At 44.8% G+C, this 18,274-nt stretch carries 15 protein-coding genes; 4 read left to right on the top strand and 11 right to left on the bottom strand.

Translation table 11 applies throughout. The features are described from left to right. The first annotated feature begins 14 nt into the window (after positions 1-14). Entirely contained in the window at positions 15-926 is a 912-nt protein-coding gene (locus R7Z78_RS16870) for a GlxA family transcriptional regulator (protein WP_104975337.1), read from the top strand. 203 nt (positions 927-1,129) lie between these two features. On the opposite strand, the gene R7Z78_RS16865 is transcribed toward R7Z78_RS16870, so the two are convergent. The 3 genes from R7Z78_RS16865 to R7Z78_RS16855 form a co-directional block, all read right to left on the bottom strand. Further along, a complete protein-coding gene (locus R7Z78_RS16865) occupies positions 1,130-2,179 on the bottom strand; it encodes an alcohol dehydrogenase family protein (protein ID WP_054728594.1) in 1,050 nt (349 codons plus the stop codon). Further along, positions 2,176-2,697, bottom strand: coding sequence for a TetR/AcrR family transcriptional regulator (locus R7Z78_RS16860; RefSeq protein WP_031777252.1), 522 nt, complete (start codon positions 2,695-2,697; stop codon positions 2,176-2,178). The genes R7Z78_RS16865 and R7Z78_RS16860 overlap by 4 nt, the downstream gene beginning before the upstream one ends. Positions 2,698-2,839: 142 nt before the next feature. Further along, complete coding sequence (locus R7Z78_RS16855; protein WP_104975336.1) at positions 2,840-4,021, bottom strand: MFS transporter; 1,182 nt, start codon at positions 4,019-4,021, stop codon at positions 2,840-2,842. Between the two features lie 159 nt (positions 4,022-4,180). Between R7Z78_RS16855 and R7Z78_RS16850 the strand changes: the two genes are divergently transcribed. Then, positions 4,181-5,065: a LysR family transcriptional regulator gene (locus R7Z78_RS16850; RefSeq protein ID WP_005377338.1), complete on the top strand. Its 885-nt coding sequence runs from the start codon at positions 4,181-4,183 to the stop codon at positions 5,063-5,065. 115 nt (positions 5,066-5,180) lie between these two features. Here the strand turns inward: R7Z78_RS16850 and R7Z78_RS16845 are convergent, their stop codons facing one another. Both R7Z78_RS16845 and R7Z78_RS16840 read right to left on the bottom strand, forming a co-directional pair. Continuing rightward, positions 5,181-6,086, bottom strand: a complete 906-nt coding sequence (locus tag R7Z78_RS16845) for a TIGR03571 family LLM class oxidoreductase (protein ID WP_064368442.1) — start codon at positions 6,084-6,086, stop codon at positions 5,181-5,183. A 132-nt stretch (positions 6,087-6,218) separates the two neighbouring features. Beyond that, complete coding sequence (locus tag R7Z78_RS16840; protein ID WP_005377343.1) at positions 6,219-7,124, bottom strand: LysR family transcriptional regulator; 906 nt, start codon at positions 7,122-7,124, stop codon at positions 6,219-6,221. A gap of 112 nt (positions 7,125-7,236) precedes the next feature. On the opposite strand from R7Z78_RS16840, the gene dkgB reads away from it, so the two are divergent. Further along, complete coding sequence (gene dkgB / locus R7Z78_RS16835; protein WP_053304418.1) at positions 7,237-8,037, top strand: 2,5-didehydrogluconate reductase DkgB; 801 nt, start codon at positions 7,237-7,239, stop codon at positions 8,035-8,037. Between the two features lie 198 nt (positions 8,038-8,235). Here the strand turns inward: dkgB and R7Z78_RS16830 are convergent, their stop codons facing one another. The 6 genes from R7Z78_RS16830 to R7Z78_RS16805 all read right to left on the bottom strand — a co-directional run bounded on the left by R7Z78_RS16830 (position 8,236) and on the right by R7Z78_RS16805 (position 14,435). Beyond that, the gene (locus tag R7Z78_RS16830; RefSeq protein WP_054730597.1) at positions 8,236-8,928 is read right to left on the bottom strand and encodes an SDR family oxidoreductase; all 693 of its coding nucleotides are present in this window, start codon (positions 8,926-8,928) and stop codon (positions 8,236-8,238) included. 106 nt (positions 8,929-9,034) lie between these two features. Beyond that, positions 9,035-9,733, bottom strand: coding sequence for an IclR family transcriptional regulator (locus tag R7Z78_RS16825; RefSeq protein WP_054730600.1), 699 nt, complete (start codon positions 9,731-9,733; stop codon positions 9,035-9,037). A gap of 87 nt (positions 9,734-9,820) precedes the next feature. Next, positions 9,821-11,791 carry a diguanylate cyclase domain-containing protein gene (locus R7Z78_RS16820; protein ID WP_054730603.1) on the bottom strand — a complete coding sequence of 657 codons (1,971 nt, stop codon included), beginning with the start codon at positions 11,789-11,791 and terminating at the stop codon, positions 9,821-9,823. A gap of 187 nt (positions 11,792-11,978) precedes the next feature. Continuing rightward, positions 11,979-12,332: a DUF2750 domain-containing protein gene (locus R7Z78_RS16815; protein WP_005377352.1), complete on the bottom strand. Its 354-nt coding sequence runs from the start codon at positions 12,330-12,332 to the stop codon at positions 11,979-11,981. 175 nt (positions 12,333-12,507) lie between these two features. Beyond that, positions 12,508-13,122, bottom strand: a complete 615-nt coding sequence (locus tag R7Z78_RS16810; RefSeq protein ID WP_005377354.1) for an OmpA family protein — start codon at positions 13,120-13,122, stop codon at positions 12,508-12,510. Positions 13,123-13,124: 2 nt separating this feature from the next. Beyond that, complete coding sequence (locus R7Z78_RS16805; RefSeq protein WP_017635971.1) at positions 13,125-14,435, bottom strand: TolC family outer membrane protein; 1,311 nt, start codon at positions 14,433-14,435, stop codon at positions 13,125-13,127. Between the two features lie 400 nt (positions 14,436-14,835). Here R7Z78_RS16805 and R7Z78_RS16800 point away from each other — a divergent pair. Next, a partial coding sequence (locus R7Z78_RS16800) for a tandem-95 repeat protein (protein WP_212733987.1) occupies positions 14,836-18,274 on the top strand: 3,439 nt, incomplete at its 3' end.

Raw genomic sequence — 18,274 nt, 5'->3', positions numbered from 1 at the left:
ACACTTGAAGATAAATGAAAATAGCACTCGTTAATTACCCAGATAGCTCGCAAGCCTCCGTATATGGTTTAAGCGAACTCTTCGAGATGGCAAACCGTGCGGCGGCTAAATTGGGCGTTGATGTGCACTTTGAAGTAGAGATATTGGATCACTGGTCAAACACGCACTTCGATGTGAAAACAGCGGTAATGATTCCGCCTAGCGGCACTGGTCAATATTACTTAGAACCAGAGCCAGAGCTACTCGACTGGTTAAATGTCCAATATAGTAAAGGTGCGATTTTAGCCTCCGCCTGCGCTGGTACTTTTATTCTTGCTCAAACCCAGTTGTTGACCAATAAGTCTTGTACAACACACTGGGGCTTAGCTCCTTCATTAGCGAGTCAGTTTCCCGATATCCACGTAAGACAAGAAGCCATCCTTATTAACGAAGGAACGATCATTACGGCTGGGGGTATGATGTCATGGGTGGATTTAGGTTTGGAGCTGGTTTCCTTATTTGCGTCACCGGCAGTAATGCGCCTGTTAGGAAAAATGTTGGTTATTGATACTGGTCCGAGAGAGCAACGCTTTTATCAACAGTTTACTCCAAACTTCCAACATGGTGATGAGGTAATTGTTCAACTACAGCACTATATAAACGATCATTATCAAGGAAAACTGAGCAATAAAGAGCTTGCAGAGTTGAGTTGTTTAACAGAAAGGACATTGCAGCGACGCTTTAAAAAGGCGACAGGTTTCAATGTTAACCAATATATACAAAGCTTAAGAGTACAAAAAGCTTGTGATTTACTTGAGTCGACATCCCTAACATTTGACGCAATATCATTTAGAGTGGGTTACCAAGATGTGAGCGCGTTCAGGAAAATATTTAATAGGATCGTAGGTTTAACACCGAAGTCGTTCAGATCTCGGTTCTGTTCATGAACGCCAGAAGTAAGATAATGTTGGTATTAAACATTTATAACTCAGAAGCAAACACACATATTTTTACAAGCTGGCTTAGCGTGATGAAAAGGGATAACAAGCTAAGCCAACCGTAGCGATCTTCTAAGTATTGAGAACTTTTTAGGATGCTTAAAGTGTTCTCAAATTACAACGACTTGTATAGGCCGCTGTTAATCGAAAAGCTATGTGATTTCCAAAACCAGTTTCCCAGTATGTTGCTTGCGTGAAAATACTTCTTGCGCTTGACCTATCTGGTTTAAGGGAAATGACTCCGCGACTAAGGGGCGAATTGCGTTCTGTTCGATATAGCGAACCAAGTTACCGAATACTTCTGGTGCCAAAACGGTACAACCAAATAACGCTAGGTCTTTAAGGTAAAGAGTTCTTACATCCAGCTCGACAATTGGACCGCCTATGGCGCCGGAAACAGCGTATCTTGATCCTGGTTTTAGTACCTGAAGAAATTGTGGCCACTGCTCTCCTGCGACCAGATCAATCACTACGTCAACGCTGTTTTCTCCGAGAGTCGCCGGCAAATTTGCATCGCGAGGGATAACTTGGTTTGCTCCTAATGCCGTGATCTGTTCTTTCTTTTCTGGGCTGGCGATAGCAATGACGTATGCTCCACGCGCCTTCGCCAGTTGGATTGCGGCAGAGCCAACACCGCCGGATGCCCCTGAAATCAGTACGGTATCGCTCGCTGTGACATTAGAGCGGACAAGCATGTTCTCGGCAGTTGAATAAGAACAAGGGAAGGAGGCCAAATCGATATCCGATAAACTACTATTCACAGCATATGCATGTTTACTGTCAACAACAGTGAACTGAGCAAAGCCACCATCACATTCTGAACCGAAGTACCAAGGCGAGCTAAGTGCTTGACTGTGGAAGCGCGTAATACATGGTTCGATAAGCACACGCTGACCGATTCGTGATGGGCAGATATTCTCACCAACAGCGACGATGGTACCGCATACATCGGCACCTTGGATTCGAGGGAGAGATAGCGCGTCTCCTGACCAACTTGCATCCATGCTATTGGCGTCATTTTTAGAATACCATGCTGTTCGGGTATTGATGTCGGTGTTATTGACTCCGGCGGCGGCAACTTGGATCAATACATCATCAGGCGAGGGGACTGGCACAGGTAGATCATCGCGGTAACGAAGCATATCTGGCCCACCATGACCGATAAGTTGGACGCCTTTCATGACTTTCGGGATTGTGGTCATTGATTGTTCTCCTTCATTAGTTCTAGCAGAGTGTGTTCAGCGGATGCAAAGGCAGCGTGACCGAGAACCGGCCATGCGTTGGATAGACCTTCATGTAACAAGAAGAGTGTGGTTGCGAGGTCTTCTCGCTGACTTAGTTGGACCATAAGCTGACGAACCGCCAATTTGTGTTGTTTTACTGCTTGATTAATAGATAGATTTTCTGGATAGGCTGCTAATGCATTGATGGACATGCAGCCATTCGGTGCAAACTCCTTCATCCAATCCTCGAGGCGAGTGAATAGGTGTAATACAGCCGGTGTTCCATTGGCAGGGGCGTCTTCGAGCAAAAAACTCAAATACCTTTGATGGCGATGCTCGAGAGCTGCAACAATCATCGCTTCCTTGGAGGGGTAGTATTTGTACAGGGTTCTCAGGCTGACTTCGCAGGCGTTTTTGAGTTGGGGTACGCTAGGCTCGGCGAAGCCATACTGACTGAATGCTTTTTCTAGGCTTGCTGCGATTTTTTCTTTCACTATTTGATACACCAGGTAGAACGTTTGTTTTACCTAAGGGTAGAATAAACTTTCTACCTCAGTCAATGGTGTATTTAAACTCTGTATGAAAGCCCGACGTAATGCCGGGCTAATTTAAGTGATTTTTATAGATTCGGAACGTGAATCAGTGTGCCGTTGCGTGATGCTCTCCACGCTTGTCTAGCATTCCGCTGAAACGGGTTAGTAGTAGAGCACCTAATACTACGATCGCGCCAATCCAAGGTGTGTGCATCAGCCCAGCATTGGCCACGATAAGGCCACCGCCCCAAGAACCCAGTGCAATACCTACGTTAAATGCAGCAATGTTGAGACCAGAAGCGACGTCGACTGCATCAGGTGAATATTTCTCTGCTAGTTTGACAACATAAACTTGAAGTCCTGGAACGTTACCAAAGGCAAAGGCACCCCAGACAAGAATGGTCACTACTGCAGAAGTTGGATTAAATGCTGTGACACTAAACACGAGCAATACCACAATTAGGCCCGAGAAAATCGCTGTCAGAGCTTTGATTGGCCCCATAGAGTCGGCCATCTTTCCGCCCCAGATGTTGCCGAATGCGACTGATACACCATAAACCAACATAATTAGGCTGATAGCGCTAGAGCCAAACCCCGAAACTTCTTCCAAAATAGGAGCCAAGTAAGTGAAGGCTGTGAACGTACCACCGTAACCGAGTGCGGTGATTGCGTACACCAAAAGTAGACGAGGTTGAGTTAAGACTTTTACTTGCGATGACAGCTTGGTTGCTGGTGGTTGTTTCAGATTACTCGGCACTAGCAGAGCGCTTCCTATCAGTGCGATGATTCCAAGGATCGCGACGATTAGGAAGGTTGCCTGCCAACCAAATGTCTGGCCAATCCAGGTGCCAAGTGGCACGCCCGTCACTAGAGCTACGGTCAGACCGGTAAACATAATAGCAATTGCGCTAGCGGCTTTTTCTTTTGACACTAGGCCAGTGGCGATAGTCGAGCCGATCGAAAAGAACACACCGTGTGCAAGCCCGGTCAGTATCCTTGCTGTAACTAGTGTGTTGTATCCAGGTGCTTGCCAGGCTAACAGATTGCCAAGAACAAACAGTGCCATAACAGAAAGCAGAACGTACTTTCTTTTCCAGTTACCAGTCAGCGCTGTTAAAACGGGAGCACCAACCGCGACACCAAGTGCGTACAGGCTAACTAAAAGACCCGCTGAAGGTAATGATACGTTGAGGTCGGAGGCCATAGTCGGTATCAGACCGACAATTACAAACTCCGTGGTTCCAATAGCAAAGGCGCTCAGCGTCAATGCAAGTAAAGCTAAAGGCATAACAACTCTCTCTTATAATCATTGAATATGAATGGATAAACGAATAGCCCGTCTCCATGTCGTGTATTATTAAAGAGTTATTCGTTGCGAAAAATGGTGTTTATTACAAAATACTTTTGTTATAAGTGAAGGAAATGCGCAGTTAGGAAAGGGGATGAAATGTTAACCCGATCAGATGAATTAGAGATTCTTATGGCAGTTGTGGATAGTGGTGGATTTTCTTCCGCTGCTGATGCACTAGGTATTCAAGTCGCTAGGGTATCTCGTGCGGTTAGTAAAGTTGAATCACAGTTGGGGGTAACCTTGCTGAATCGCACGACACGCAGAGTGGAAGTTACTGAGGAAGGGCATCAGTTTGTTGAAGCGGTTCGCTTAGGTTTACTACAAATACAGCAAGCTGAAGAAGAGATCATCACACGAGGTGAATTACCCAAGGGGCGCTTAAGAGTTGATGCCGCTAGCCCATTTGTTTTACATCAACTCGTGCCGTTAATTCAGCCATTTAAAGAGGCTTATCCTGATATTCAACTCGATCTTACCTCTAATGAGGGTTTTGTGGATCTATTGGAAAAAAGAACCGATGTGGCGATACGTATTGGACGATTATCGGATTCAACACTGCATGCTAAACCTTTAGGAACAAGCCCACTATTTATCGTTGCCACGCCTGGTTATTTATCTAAACGAGGTTTTCCTGAAGCGGTGAGCGATTTGCGCAGTCATAACTTGATCGGTTTTTCTGGCGCTAAAGTGTTAAATCAGTGGCCATTACGAGGGTTTGAGATGATAGAGCCTGATATCCTATCCAGCAGTGGTGAAACGGTTAGACAGTTAGTGCTGGCAGGGAACGGCATTGCATGTTTATCTGGCTTTATGGTGAAAGATGATCTTGATTCTGGACGGTTAGTGGCATTGTTTGAATCGGAAAAAATCACAAATACTGGACGAGAACAGGTCAATGCTGTGTTCTACAAATCTTCTTCAGTCTCTAAGCGTATTTCCGCGTTCATCGACTTTATTCAACCAAGACTTACTTTAAAATAACACTATTATTGTTGTTTTAACAAAAGAGTTTTGTCGTTATTGCAGCTTTTGTTTTTCCAACTGCCAAGCCTAGCGTGCCACCCCTTAGTAAGGTGGCACATATTTTTATTTGCTCTTAGTTAAAGCGTGGCAACACGTACTGAGCGATCTGTTCCATTGATTTATCAATTGGTTGGCTATTACGACGGAAATGCAACCCGATGTGATTGACTCCTGCTTCTTGCATTTTTTCTAGCTCATCGCTCAAGCCATTGACTCCGGCCTGGATACCAAAATGATGCCGAACGACTGGTGCATTTGGGTTATCGATTAAATCAAGATGAATAAAGCTGGCGTAGGGTTTGTTTCCCGCTACGGAGCGCCAAAGTGCAACGCGGTGTTCATGATCATCAGGTGTGCCTGGGTAGGCGAGCCAGCCGTCTAGGTTTTCTCCTATCCATTGTGGACTTTGCTGCGCTAACCCTGCGACATAGATAGGAATATCAGCAAACTCGGGTAATAACTGTAGATCGTTACCCAGCTTATCATTTTGCGTATCTTTCAAAATCTCTACACTTTCTCGAAAAGCCGAGCCACGGCTGTCAAAGTTGGCGTTAAAAACGGGATATTCACTAGGACGGTCTCCACTAGCCACACCGAGTATCAGGCGGTCACCACTTAACTCGTTGATGGTCGCAGCGGCTTTTTTCACTAGCCAAGGTTGTCTTAACGGTAATACTATCGCTGCTGTCCCTAGTAGAATGTTGTCGGTGCACGCAGAGAGATAGCCAAGATAACTGAACGGTTCATAAATTTGTGCCGCGTCTCCAAAGTTAGGGTCGTACAACGGGACATCTCTTACCCACGCTACGTTAAAGCCTAACTTATCGGCTAACATAATACGCTGTTTATGTGCACTCATGTCTGGTACGCCGAACGGTTTTCGTTGGAGCAGCCGTTTTTTCTGGCCTTCTTGGGTCCAGTCATTATCTAGGGGGAGCTCAACCCCGATGGTGAATCTGTTACTTAAATCTTTATGCATTATGAAGCCTGACTATTACTGTGAGTACTAGGAGGCCAGGTGCCCCCCTGATATTCAGGACACTATGAGATTTTTGTTGTGAGAAAAAGCGGCAAAAAGACAAAAGTGTTTTGCCACAAACAGCGGTGGTCTTTAAAGGAACTGGTGGTTCTCTACCTTGATTTCTTGCTTGATGAAGTCAATAAAAGAGCTGATCCGGCGTGAGGTACTGGCATTTTTGTAATACACCGCATGAACTGGCTGTTCGACATTATGCGTGTGTTCACTAAGCACGCCCACTAAGCGACCAGCTTGTCGGTCAGAGTAGGTCATAAAGTCAGACAGGCAAGCTATCCCCGCACCATGTAAGGCTAAACATCTTAGCGTCTCGCCATTATCAGATCTTAGGCTACTCATAATACGCAGAAGTTTGTTCTTATCATCCATGATCGGCCATTCCTTAAGATACTCCGGCTTGTTGAATCCAAGTAGCTTGTGATTGAGTAACTGATCTATTGAGGTTGGAGTACCATGTTGTCTTAAATACTCTGGACTCGCGACGATTCGAATCCGACTTTTACCAAGAAATATCGCGCGCATGGTTGAGTTTTGTAGCTCACCGATACGAAAAGCAATATCGGTTTTTGTTCCCAAAAGGCTAATATTTTCCTCATTGGAATTGAGATCGATTTCGACTTCCGGATACAAGCTCTGATATTTAGCAATGTGCGGCGTTAGTACGTGCAGTAAGAAGGGGGTAGCTGCGTTTATTCGTAGGAGGCCAGAGGGCTTATATTTCTGGCTTTTCAGTTGTGCTTCGGCATTCTCTACTGCTTCTACAATATGTCTGACTTTATCGAGGTATATCGTTCCTTCATTAGTAACATCTAACTTACGGGTTGTGCGATTTAACAAAGTCGTTTCGAGTTTGGCTTCTAGCCGAGATACCGATCGACTCACCGCCGAGACGGTCATCGATAACAGTTCAGCCGCAGAGCTGATTGAACCCGTATCGACCACGGCCATAAAGGTGCGCATTTCATCTAGAGTAGCTTTCATTGTTGAATATATTTCAAATTAGATTTGATTATTGTTAACTTTACGGAAAGTTTCTTGCGGCGTAAAGTTTTGCTTCGAATCAACTATAAAATCGATAATTCAGGAGATTTAGATGAAAGTACCATCATTTGGCGTCGGCACGTTTCGTTTAGAGGGTGAAGTAGTTAAGGATTCAGTCCGTAATGCGTTAGAAGTGGGTTACCGCGTAATTGATACTGCACAGATTTACGGTAATGAGGCAGAAATCGGTGAAGTATTGACACAGTCCGGTATTGCACGTGATGAGCTATTCATTACGACCAAGATCTGGGTTGATAACATGAACACGGAACAACTCATTCCAAGTCTAAAAGAGAGCTTAGAAAAGCTAAATACAGATTATGTGGATTTGACCTTGATCCACTGGCCTGGCAATAACAATAACTTGAACGAATACATGGCTTCATTACTTGAAGCTAAATCGCAAGGGTTAACCCGTAATATTGGCGTATCCAACTTTAATATTGACTTGTTGCAACAAGCGATAGAAGTGGTCGGTAAAGAGAATATTGTTACTAACCAAATCGAGCTTAGCCCTTATTTGCAAAATCGTAAGTTGGTCAGCTTCATGCAGGAAAACGATATTCAGGTAACGTCTTACATGACCTTGGCATATGGGAAAGTACTTGGGGACCCAACTATTGCAGGTATTGCTGAGGACTATCAGGCCACGCCAGCTCAAGTCGCGCTTGCTTGGGCTTTGTCAAAAGGTTACGCGGTGATCCCGTCTTCAACTAAACGAGAGAATTTAGCAAGTAACCTGAAAGCACTTGAACTTAATCTGAGTGAAGAGGCGATTGCAAAGATAGATGCGTTGGAAAGAAATGGCCGCGAAGTAAACCCTGAAGGGCTAGCGCCTGAATGGGATGATTGAGTGAGTTTCACAGGAAATCATTGCCTAAATGACGCCTCTGCAATCGCTGACTTCCTCAGCGTTTGACAGTAGTACAACACCATAGACGATAAGGGCTCGCTTGTCTGACGATAGTGCGAGCTTTTATCTTTTTGGCCTATTAGTTTACTGTATTCTCCCGGCCCTCAATTTGGCCGGGAGACGTCATTTAGAGATCAATTACCATTCGATTGTAGAGCCATCAAATACGCGGAAGCTTCCGGATTGCTCAAGTGTTAGCTGTTCTGCGACCGAAACAATGCCTGCAACACTTTCCTCGGCAGAAAAGGTTGCGTCCTCACCGCCCATATCGGTTTTTACCCAGCCGGGATGAACTGCGACAGTTTTTACTCCTCGCGATTCGAGATTGCGTGCTGCTGATACTAGAACCTGATTAAGCGCTGCTTTAGATGCTCGATAACTGTACATGTTACCTGAACTGTTATCGCTTAAACTCGCAACTCGGGTTGAGATTCCCACGATGGTTTTGTGCTGACTTTTCGCAACGTTGTCTTGTAGGGCTTGAATTAGCAGGGCAGGTGCGACGGTATTTATGTTTAGTACTTCTAGCCATTTTTTCTGGGTCATTTCGCCAAGCTTTGCACACTCTTCGCCTAATACACCTGCATTAAGAATTAAATGATCGAGCGGACGATCCGCTAATTGAGTGGCTAACTGATCGATATCTTGTTGGTTAGTGACGTCTAGAGCCATCAGTTGAAGTTGATTAGATTGGGTTACTAGTTCATTGAGCTGCTTAGCATTTTCTGGTGAACGACAAGTTGCGATAACTTGCCAACCTTTTCCAAGGTAGTGGCGGACAAATTGCAAGCCTAAGCCACGGTTAGCGCCGGTGATTAATACAGTAGACATCGCTTCTCCTACGTTGTTGAGTTGAACAACGACCATATTAGAGGCGACGTATAAGCATGTAATCAAAACAGTATAAAAATGGCCTAGGATTCGACATTGTCAAATCTTAAAATTTGAGAAAGATGTTGGCAAAGTGTTTTAGCCTAGTGACCGTCAGTTCGGAGGCAGCACCGCTAACACCTGCAACAGCAACGACTTTACCATCCAAGTAAAGGGGGATCGCTAAGCAATTGAGGTTTGGCTCTGCCTCTTCTAAATCGAGTGCGTAACCTGATAATACAACCTGATTAAGTTCAGTTTCTAACGTGGGGGATATTTGGTTTTCAAGGCGTAATGTTCGACGAAGCTCATCATCAAAACTAAGAAAAACTTTGCCGATCGCAGATGTTGTGAGCCCTTCTCGTTTCCCTCTCGGGCTACGGATAGTAAGAGGGTTATCCTGCTCTATAGCATCGATATACAAGTACTCTTTAGCGCCACTTTGTACAGCGAGGTAAGCTGTGTTGTTAGTCACTTGGGCCATTTTTTTCAGCAATGGAACAAAATGTTGTCGGATAGCTTCGTTTTTTTGTTCAATCGGCTTAGACAGTTCATAGCATCTAAACCCTAGGCTGTAGCTATGGTTGTGTTTGGATACATATCCAAGAGAGTGTAGAGTCGCAAGTAACCCGTGAACAGTCGTCTTATTTAACTGGATCGCATTACTGATCGTCTGTAATGATAGGGGAGACTCACTCATCGAGAGCAACTCGAGGATTAGAAAACCTCGCTCTAGAGACTGAATGTTTTTTCTTGCCCTGGGCACAAAGACTCCTTGATGATGGTGTTGCATCTGAATGGCTTACTGATGCTTCCACCTATAACAAACCACTACGCTGGTGGTTTGGCTTTATTAGAGAATATACTCAGCACTTAAACTGATCGGCTCGTTGTATGCGTCCACAAGGGAGTTTTTTCCTTGCTTCTTAGCATTGTATAACGCTTGGTCTAATATCGAATAGAGCTCATCAAAGTTGGTGAGTGGCATTGAGGTTGATAGATAGGCCAGGCTCGCAGATATATTCAATTGATGGTTATTAAGCGAATGTACACTCTTTTCTGAAATTGTTTTATGCAGACTTTGTATTCTAAAGGGAACGTCAATCTCATCGACGTTTTTCAATAGCAAGATAAACTCTTCTCCACCTAAACGACCCAAGTACTCTCCCTTATTAAGTTTAGCTTTAAGCGCTTTGCACACCTGCTGTAGTACTAAGTCGCCAGTTGGATGACCATACTGATCATTAATCGCCTTAAAGTCATCTAGATCGATTAATGCTAGAACGTAGCGGAAGTCTCCTTCCGCTTTGGAGGTTTGGCTTTTAATCGTCTCTATAATTGCCGCTCTGTTTAATGCACACGTTAAGCTGTCTATTTTGGCTTTTAAGCGTGTTTGTCGCTGAATCATCAATGCCAGAGCGAGGAGAAGCAATAAACAGAAAACAACAAAATTATAAGTGCGTTGTTGGTCTGTGAGTTTTTCAAACTGATACTGACTTAGAAGAGTTTCGTTGTTCAACTGCGCGACTTGTAGATCATATTCATACTCTTTTTTAGTGAGATCTAGTGCCTCTAACGCCTTGATATTACTCGCGTCTCGGTTCGTTAGTTCAATCGTCGAGTAGGCCTTGTGATGCTCCAGCGCCTTTTTGTAATCATTTTGAGCTTGGTATGCTTTTGAGAGGAGTAATTGGGCTTGCGCTTGCAATAAGGGCCTAGCGTTTTTTACCGCTAATCTTAACGCAATTGTACCGTGTTCAATCGATTTTTCGGGTGTATGGTTCTTTAAATATGCCAATCCAGCAGCCAAATGACCCTCTGTTTCAAGGTGCGTATTCTCATAAGTTTGGGCAATGTTTAATGCTCTTCCAATGTAATCTACCGCGGTATCCAATTGCCCAGAATCGGCCAAAGCAGCAGATAACCCTAAATAGGTCAACCCTTGCCCGTATGGATAATGAAGTTGTTCGAGAATCGTTAATGCATTTTTGTAGTGGCTGATGGACTTATCGAGTTCTTTGGATTTTCTGTACATCGCTCCTAGACTATGTTCGACTTGCGCAACTTCAAGAGGTGTCCCTTCATCTTGGCGAACCAGTAAGGCTTGAATGAGATATTGCTCTGATTGTTCAAATTGCCCCAGCTCTGCAAGTAAATTGCCGACGTCATTGTAAATCCCTGAAGGATCGCTTTGCGTCGACATGTTGGCCATCAACTGTCGATACAAACTTAAGGCTTTTTCATAGTCACCGCGGTAATTGTAGTTATTTGCTACCACGCGCAAAGCAAGATCAACAGGGAAGTTTTCTTGATGCTTATGATTTAAGTGGCTCTCTAAGGATGAGCAATAAAAGTTTGCTTTGTGATAACGACCTTGTTGATTCAGCGTATAACAAAGTTGATAGTTCATCAGAGCCTTGCCTTCGGAATCGGATATTTTCTTCATTGTCTGTCGCAAAGAAGAAAAGCTATCTACTGAGGCCTCGTAACTACCATGCTTACGTTCATTTAACGCAAGAATATATTCTGATTCTAATTGAGAAAAAGGGTTGTCTAAGACTTGACTGCTGCCATAGTAAGGCTGATTTATGTTTGACATATATTCATAAATCAATCCACTTACGTAGAGCTTTTCGCTGTCCGATTTCGCTGTATGGTAGCGATCTTGAAGCATGCTCAATGCCGACTCAGGGTTGCTTCGTAGTGTGGTTTGGTAGACAGAGTGCCACTGTGTGATATTTTGGTTTGGTTCAATATCTTGAGTGTCGCTTGCATATACTGGAGTGAGCAAAAGTGACGCAAGCAAGGGATAGAGCACGCGCATGTTTAAACGAGCCTTTAATTTAAGGTGCCTTTAAAGTTGAGTTATCATAGCGCTTTTAACGCATCAGCGTTGTGATTAAGTTGGGTGTACTAAGAAAAAGAGTAGTAAAACTATGCACTTGGTCGAGATATTGAAAGAAGAGGCATAAAAAAGAAAGACCTCAACATAAAGTTGAGGTCAGAAATCTTTAATCAATGTAAAGCTTTGCTAGATCTTGAGGCTCCATTTCTTTGCCTTCTAACTGATCGTTCCAGTTAGTTCCAACAAGAACACCATCTTCAGCAAGAGTCAAAAGCCAATCTTCAACAAAGATATCTAATGGGATTTCTAGTACAGTAAAATCTGCCCATTCTTCAACATTATGTGCTTCTGCATCTTCTTTAGAAGACCAGAAAGGCATGACTTCGCTGTTTTCGAATTCAGTTGAATCGCAAGATAGCCAACCTTCTTCATTGCGTAAACCCCAAACCAATTGGTTTTCTTTCGTTTCTGCAACAAAAAGGTCAAGGTTCGCTTGGATATCTGATGTAAGTTTGCTCATTTCAAAACTCTCGTTGTTATGACGTGGCTAGAGTAACACTAAAGTGCCGATTCCTAAAGCATAATACGGTTGTCGAAATGAGTAAGAATAAAGGAGCCGAAGCTCCTTTTCTGAGGTTCAGTATTCACTCGTTTTTGTTTGCTTTGTGCTTGCAGAGCAAACAAAAACAGGTACTTTACCTTTCTGGAAGAGTTGTGAATATTGTCCACTCTCTTTTTATCTCGCCTTTGTAACCAACGACTGATGCGGTTACTCGACGATTTAAAGCATGGCTGACTTCATCGGTCCCTTGCTGTGCTAAGTGAGTGTCACCAAAACCAACAATGCGGACTCTACTCGGTTCGATGTCGTAGCTTAGTAGGGCTTCACGGACATTGCGTGCTCGTCTTTCAGAAAGATCTTGGTTATGCTTTGAACCACCAACTTTACTAGCATAGCCGTGCAGCTCTATCGAAGTAGTAGGGTACTCTTTTAAAAAGTCGGAAAGCTCTCGGACTTGTCTTCTGAAGACTGGATTGATCTCATCAGAGTCGTTAGCAAAAAGTATCCGCACTTGCATGTTATCTGATGCTTTAATGTATTCTCCACAACCGTCGTTGTCGACCTCTGAGCCTTCAGGTGTACCTGGGCACATATCTCGAGCATTGATGACACCATCGTTATCGTCATCTTGCAAATCTGCTATTTGTTCTGCATTTGGTACAGGACGATACTCATATTCGTCTTCAGCAACAACGTGTTGAGTGATGGCGAGCATACCCAATGCAAATAGAATCTTCACTGGTTTCATGATCAGTACTCCACCTTTTCATTCCATTCTGTAGGTACATCGACACGCAAGGCATTTAACAATTGGCCAGTCGCGTTCATAACGCGGTACTTGGCGTACTGCTCTGAGTATCGAGCATCCAAGTAGTTCTTTCTCGCTTCGAAAAGTTCGTTTTCAGTATTTAACAAGTCCAACAGAGTGCGTTTCCCAATGCGATACTGCTTTTCGTAGGCGATGACAGTTTCTGAGGCCGAATCTACGTGATCCGCTAGGAACTCTTTTTGTTGAAGTGTTAAATCTAACGCACTCCAAGATAGACGAAGACCTTCTTCTACTTGGCGGTATGCACGTTCTCTTAGGTCTTTTGCTTTATTTAGTTGGTAGGCAAAACTTTCAGCGTTGGCTACGTCACTACCACCGTTAAAGAGGTTGTAACGCATACGTAACATTGCTGTTGTCTCTTCGCTGCTTCCTTCGATACCGCTTGCATCATCACGCCATGTTTGAGCCGCTTCTACCGATATCGTTGGGTAGTAAGTTCCCTTAGATTGCTTGTATTGGAACTTTGCAGAGTCCACATCAGCTACCGAAATTTTGATTACTGGATGTGACTCGAATGCCAAGTCAATCGCTTCATCGATGGTGTAGGGAATAAAGTTTTGGTCCGCTCTTGGGAAAATCAATCCTTGTGGTGACTGTCCGACAAGGCGTGTAAAGGTGGTGTGGCTGTCATATAAGTTGTTCTGAGCTGCCACCAAGTTACCATGAGCCTTTGCTAAACGAGCCTCTACCTGGGTTAGGTCTGCTGTAGAACCGATACCTGAGTTAACTCGCTTTTTAATGTCTTCATAGATCTTCTTATGCACTTTCAAGTTATTCTCGGAAAGTGTAAGAATTTCATAAGCTTTTACTGAGTCTAAATAAACTTTCGCGACCTCTAGAGCGGTGTCTTGGGCATCAGCTAGAAGTTGATAACGTACCGATTCAGCATCAGCTGCTGTTCGATCCATATCATTAAGTGTCGCTGAGCCATCCCATATTAGCTGGGTTAGTGTCACGGTGGCTTCTTTTCTTGTCAGATCGGTTGAATCTCGCCCTGACTCTGCGGGTTTGATTCCTTCGTAACCGATACCGGCATCTAAGTCTACGGATGGGAGGTAAGCACCACCAGATGCTTCATTCACATACTGCTTGCTAACGAATTCATTGAACGCACTTTTGATGTCAGGATTGGTTTTTAATGTGTTTTCAACCGCTTGCTCTAGCGTTTGCCCAAACGCATGACTAGCGGTGAACATACCAATACAAAAGGCGTTGGCACGAGTCCACTTCACTGTGATTCTCCTAGATAATGGTAAAAATTCTCGAGGTGATAGGGCTTATAAGTGGAATACTTATAAGGGCGTCAATAATTTAGCGCACAATAACATTAATATGCGATGAAGTAACCTGTTGATTCGCTGTTCATTTGTTTCAATTTTGATAAATCAACCTACTAAATCTGCCTAAAACTTGAATTAAGATCTCAAATTAAAGATGGAGGTAATAGCTAGAAACGAGTGTCCAGATTTTAATAAAATAAAACACTTATGCATCTGGATTCTTATTGATGTATGACACATAATTACTTTATTGAGCATCAAATTGCTGTTATTGCACTATATATTCGGGCAATATATAGCAAATTAGTATTGTTAGTCAAAAACTTGACAGTTATTTAGGGTTAAGGTTTATATGGATCGTACAGCATTAGTGCCACTCGGTAATCAAGTCGTCGTAATAGGTTTGGATGGGCAGCTGAGAGTCCTTGCAGAAGGACAGCAGCCTCTACCAGGTGAAGTGATAGTGGCAATGACAGATGCTGCGCCTCAAGACCTGAAAATTCAGCTTGCTCAAGAGCAAGGTTTAAAAGATATTTCAGACGATGTAGCACAGATTATTAGTGCTATTGAGCAAGGTCAAGACCCTTCTGCTATTGATGAAGAACTCGCACCTGCAGCGGGTGAAAATAGTGGCTCCAGTTTGCAAAATAGTGCCACGATTGTACGAGATGGTACTGAAGTGCTAGCCTCAACAAACTTTGAAACTATTGGCCTAGAATCCCTCGGCTTATCTGAAACACAAGCGTTGACCTTAAATGACTTCTTCACAACAGGTATCGAGACAAGTGGGGATGGCTCAAGTAAGCCACTTACTAATTCTCCAGTGACATTAAGCGCTGTTGAGGAAGATAGCGATCCAATCACGATAACTACTGAAGAATTACTATCTAATGTCAATATTGATGATGCCGATACTCTTGTCATTACAAACGTCACTATTGAGAGTGGGAATGGCACCTTAATTGATAACAGCGATGGATCTTGGACTTACATTCCAGAGGCTGATGATGACACTGAAGTGTCATTCTCCTATGACATTATTGATAACGATGGCGGTGTTATTAATGGCACTGCTAACTTAGATATTACGCCTGTTAATGACGCGCCAATAGCAACTAATGATGCGATTCAAACTGACGAGGATTCCCAGGTTGTAATTGATGTGCTCGCTAACGACAGTGATATTGAAGGTGATGATTTAATCATTACCTCTGCTTCTGTACCAGAAGAGCAAGGTATCGTTGAGATTATCGATGGTAAGCTTGTTTTCACTCCGGCCGAAAATTTCAACGGTAATGCAACGATTAGCTACACCATCACAGATGGTGAGTTAGAGGATGAAGCTCAAGTTTCGGTAACAGTAAACTCAGTTAACGATGCGCCTATTGCCTCTAATGATACAACAATTACAGAGGAAGATAGCTCAGTAACGGTTGATGTCCTGCCAAACGACACCGACATTGATGGCGATACGCTGTCTATCCAATCGGCTTCCGTACCTGAAACACAAGGTACAGTTGAGATCGTTGATGGAAAACTGGTCTTCACACCGGCTGAGAACTTCCATGGCGATGCTGAAATCACTTACACCGTCACCGATGGTGCGCTGACTGACCAAGCGACGGTCAACGTCACCGTGAATGCGGTGAACGACGCGCCTGTGGTTGAAAGCAGCATTGCAGACCAAGCCTTGGCGGAAGACTTTACGCCATACAGCATCGATCTAAATACCGCTTTCAGCGATGTGGATAATGTTGATGGCGAGCTGAGCTTCAGCGTCTCTGGTAATAGCAACATTCAAGTGGCGATCGTCAATGGCATTGCTACGTTCACTCCAACCGCAGACTGGAATGGCTCAGAAACCCTAACCTTTACCGCCACCGATCCAAGCGGCCACAGCGTTAGCCAAACGGTGAACTTCACAGTAGCGCCTGTGGCGGACATCGTGGCAGACAAAGCGACGGTCGTGGAAGACACGCCGACCATCATCAAGGTCTTAGATAACGACACGTTCGAAGGCGACGACAAAGTGGTGTCGCTGGATACCAATAACGGTCCAGCCAACGGCACGGTCTCGGTCAACCCGGACGGCAGCGTGACCTACACGCCGAACGACAACTACCACGGTACAGACAGCTTCACGTACATCGTTACGTCGGGTGGGGTATCAGAGTCCACCACGGTGAACGTCGATGTGACGCCAGTCAATGATGCGCCAGCGGCAAAAGATGACGCGGCAACAACACAAGAAGATACCGCTGTCACGATTGATGTCCTACCAAACGACACCGATATTGATGGCGATACGCTGTCTATCCAATCGGCGTCTGTGCCGAGTGACCAAGGGACAGTTGAGATTGTTGATGGCAAATTGGTCTTCACACCAGCTGAGAACTTCAATGGTGACGCTGAAATCACTTACACCATCACCGATGGTTCGCTGACTGACCAAGCGACGGTCAACGTCACCGTGAATGCGGTGAATGACACGCCTGTGGTTGAGAGCAACATCGCAGACCAAACCCTGGCAGAAGACTTTACGCCATACAGCATCGATCTAAATACCGCTTTCAGCGATGTGGATAACGTGGATGGCGAGTTAACGTTTAGCGTCTCTGGCAACAGCAACGTGTTGGTGTCGATTGAAAATGGCATCGCGACCATTAGCCCAACGGCAGACTGGAACGGCTCAGAAATCCTAACCTTTACGGCTACCGATCCAAGCGGCGAAAGCGTTAGCCAAACGGTGAACTTCACAGTGGCGCCTGTGGCGGACATCGTGGCAGATAAAGCAACGGTCATGGAAGACACGCCAACCATCATCAAGGTCTTAGATAACGATACGTTTGAAGGCGACGATAAAGTGGTGTCGCTGGATACCAATAACGGTCCAGCGAACGGCACGGTCTCGGTCAACCCAGATGGCAGCGTAACCTACACGCCAAACGACAACTACCACGGTACAGACAGCTTTACCTACATCGTTACGTCTGGGGGCGTCAGTGAATCCACCACGGTGAACGTCGATGTCACACCAGTGAACGACGCGCCAGTGGCGACCAATGACAATGCCGTTACTGACGAAGACACGCCAGTGACGATTGATGTTCTGCCAAACGATACTGACATCGATGGTGATACGTTAAGCATTGATTCGGCGTCTGTGCCGAGTGACCAAGGTACAGTTGAAATTGTTGACGGCAAGTTGGTGTTCACACCGGCTGAGAACTTCCATGGTGACGCTGAAATCACTTACACCGTGACCGATGGTTCACTGACTGACCAAGCCACGGTCAACGTCACCGTGAATGCGGTGAACGACACGCCTGTGGTTGAAAGCAACATTGCAGACCAAACCTTGACGGAAGATTTTACGCCATACACCATCGATCTAAATACCGCTTTCAGCGACGTGGATAACGTTGATGGTGAGTTAACGTTTAGTGTCTCTGGCAACAGCAACATTCAAGTGGCGATCGTCAATGGCATTGCTACGTTCACTCCAACGGCAGACTGGAACGGCTCAGAAGCGCTGACGTTTACGGCTACCGATCCAAGCGGCGAGAGCGTTAGCCAAACGGTGAACTTCACAGTAGCGCCAGTGGCGGATATCGTGGCAGATAAAGCGACGGTTGTGGAAGATACGCCAACCATCATTAAGGTCTTAGATAACGACACGTTCGAAGGCGACGACAAAGTGGTGTCGCTGGATACCAATAACGGTCCAGCTAACGGCACGGTCTCGGTCAACCCGGATGGCAGCGTCACTTACACGCCAAACGACAACTACC

It is taken from the genome of Vibrio sp. 1167 (assembly GCF_033340375.1).
In the GTDB taxonomy this organism is placed as follows: domain Bacteria; phylum Pseudomonadota; class Gammaproteobacteria; order Enterobacterales; family Vibrionaceae; genus Vibrio; species Vibrio alginolyticus.
The sequence above is the reverse complement of the archived record's forward strand: the minus strand, read 5'-3'. Positions and strand labels throughout refer to the sequence as shown.

Bases quoted from the DNA above. Each gene is read 5' to 3' on its own strand.
- R7Z78_RS16850 (WP_005377338.1), top strand. From the start codon at position 4,181: ATGTTAACCCGATCAGATGAATTAGAGATTCTTATGGCAGTTGTGGAT.
- R7Z78_RS16865 (WP_054728594.1), bottom strand. From the start codon at position 2,179: ATGACCACAATCCCGAAAGTCATGAAAGGCGTCCAACTTATCGGTCAT.
- R7Z78_RS16810 (WP_005377354.1), bottom strand. From the start codon at position 13,122: ATGAAACCAGTGAAGATTCTATTTGCATTGGGTATGCTCGCCATCACT.
- R7Z78_RS16830 (WP_054730597.1), bottom strand. From the start codon at position 8,928: ATGTCTACTGTATTAATCACCGGCGCTAACCGTGGCTTAGGCTTGCAA.
- R7Z78_RS16820 (WP_054730603.1), bottom strand. From the start codon at position 11,791: ATGCGCGTGCTCTATCCCTTGCTTGCGTCACTTTTGCTCACTCCAGTA.
- R7Z78_RS16855 (WP_104975336.1), bottom strand. From the start codon at position 4,021: ATGCCTTTAGCTTTACTTGCATTGACGCTGAGCGCCTTTGCTATTGGA.
- R7Z78_RS16840 (WP_005377343.1), bottom strand. From the start codon at position 7,124: ATGAAAGCTACTCTAGATGAAATGCGCACCTTTATGGCCGTGGTCGAT.
- dkgB (WP_053304418.1), top strand. From the start codon at position 7,237: ATGAAAGTACCATCATTTGGCGTCGGCACGTTTCGTTTAGAGGGTGAA.
- R7Z78_RS16815 (WP_005377352.1), bottom strand. From the start codon at position 12,332: ATGAGCAAACTTACATCAGATATCCAAGCGAACCTTGACCTTTTTGTT.
- R7Z78_RS16870 (WP_104975337.1), top strand. From the start codon at position 15: ATGAAAATAGCACTCGTTAATTACCCAGATAGCTCGCAAGCCTCCGTA.
- R7Z78_RS16845 (WP_064368442.1), bottom strand. From the start codon at position 6,086: ATGCATAAAGATTTAAGTAACAGATTCACCATCGGGGTTGAGCTCCCC.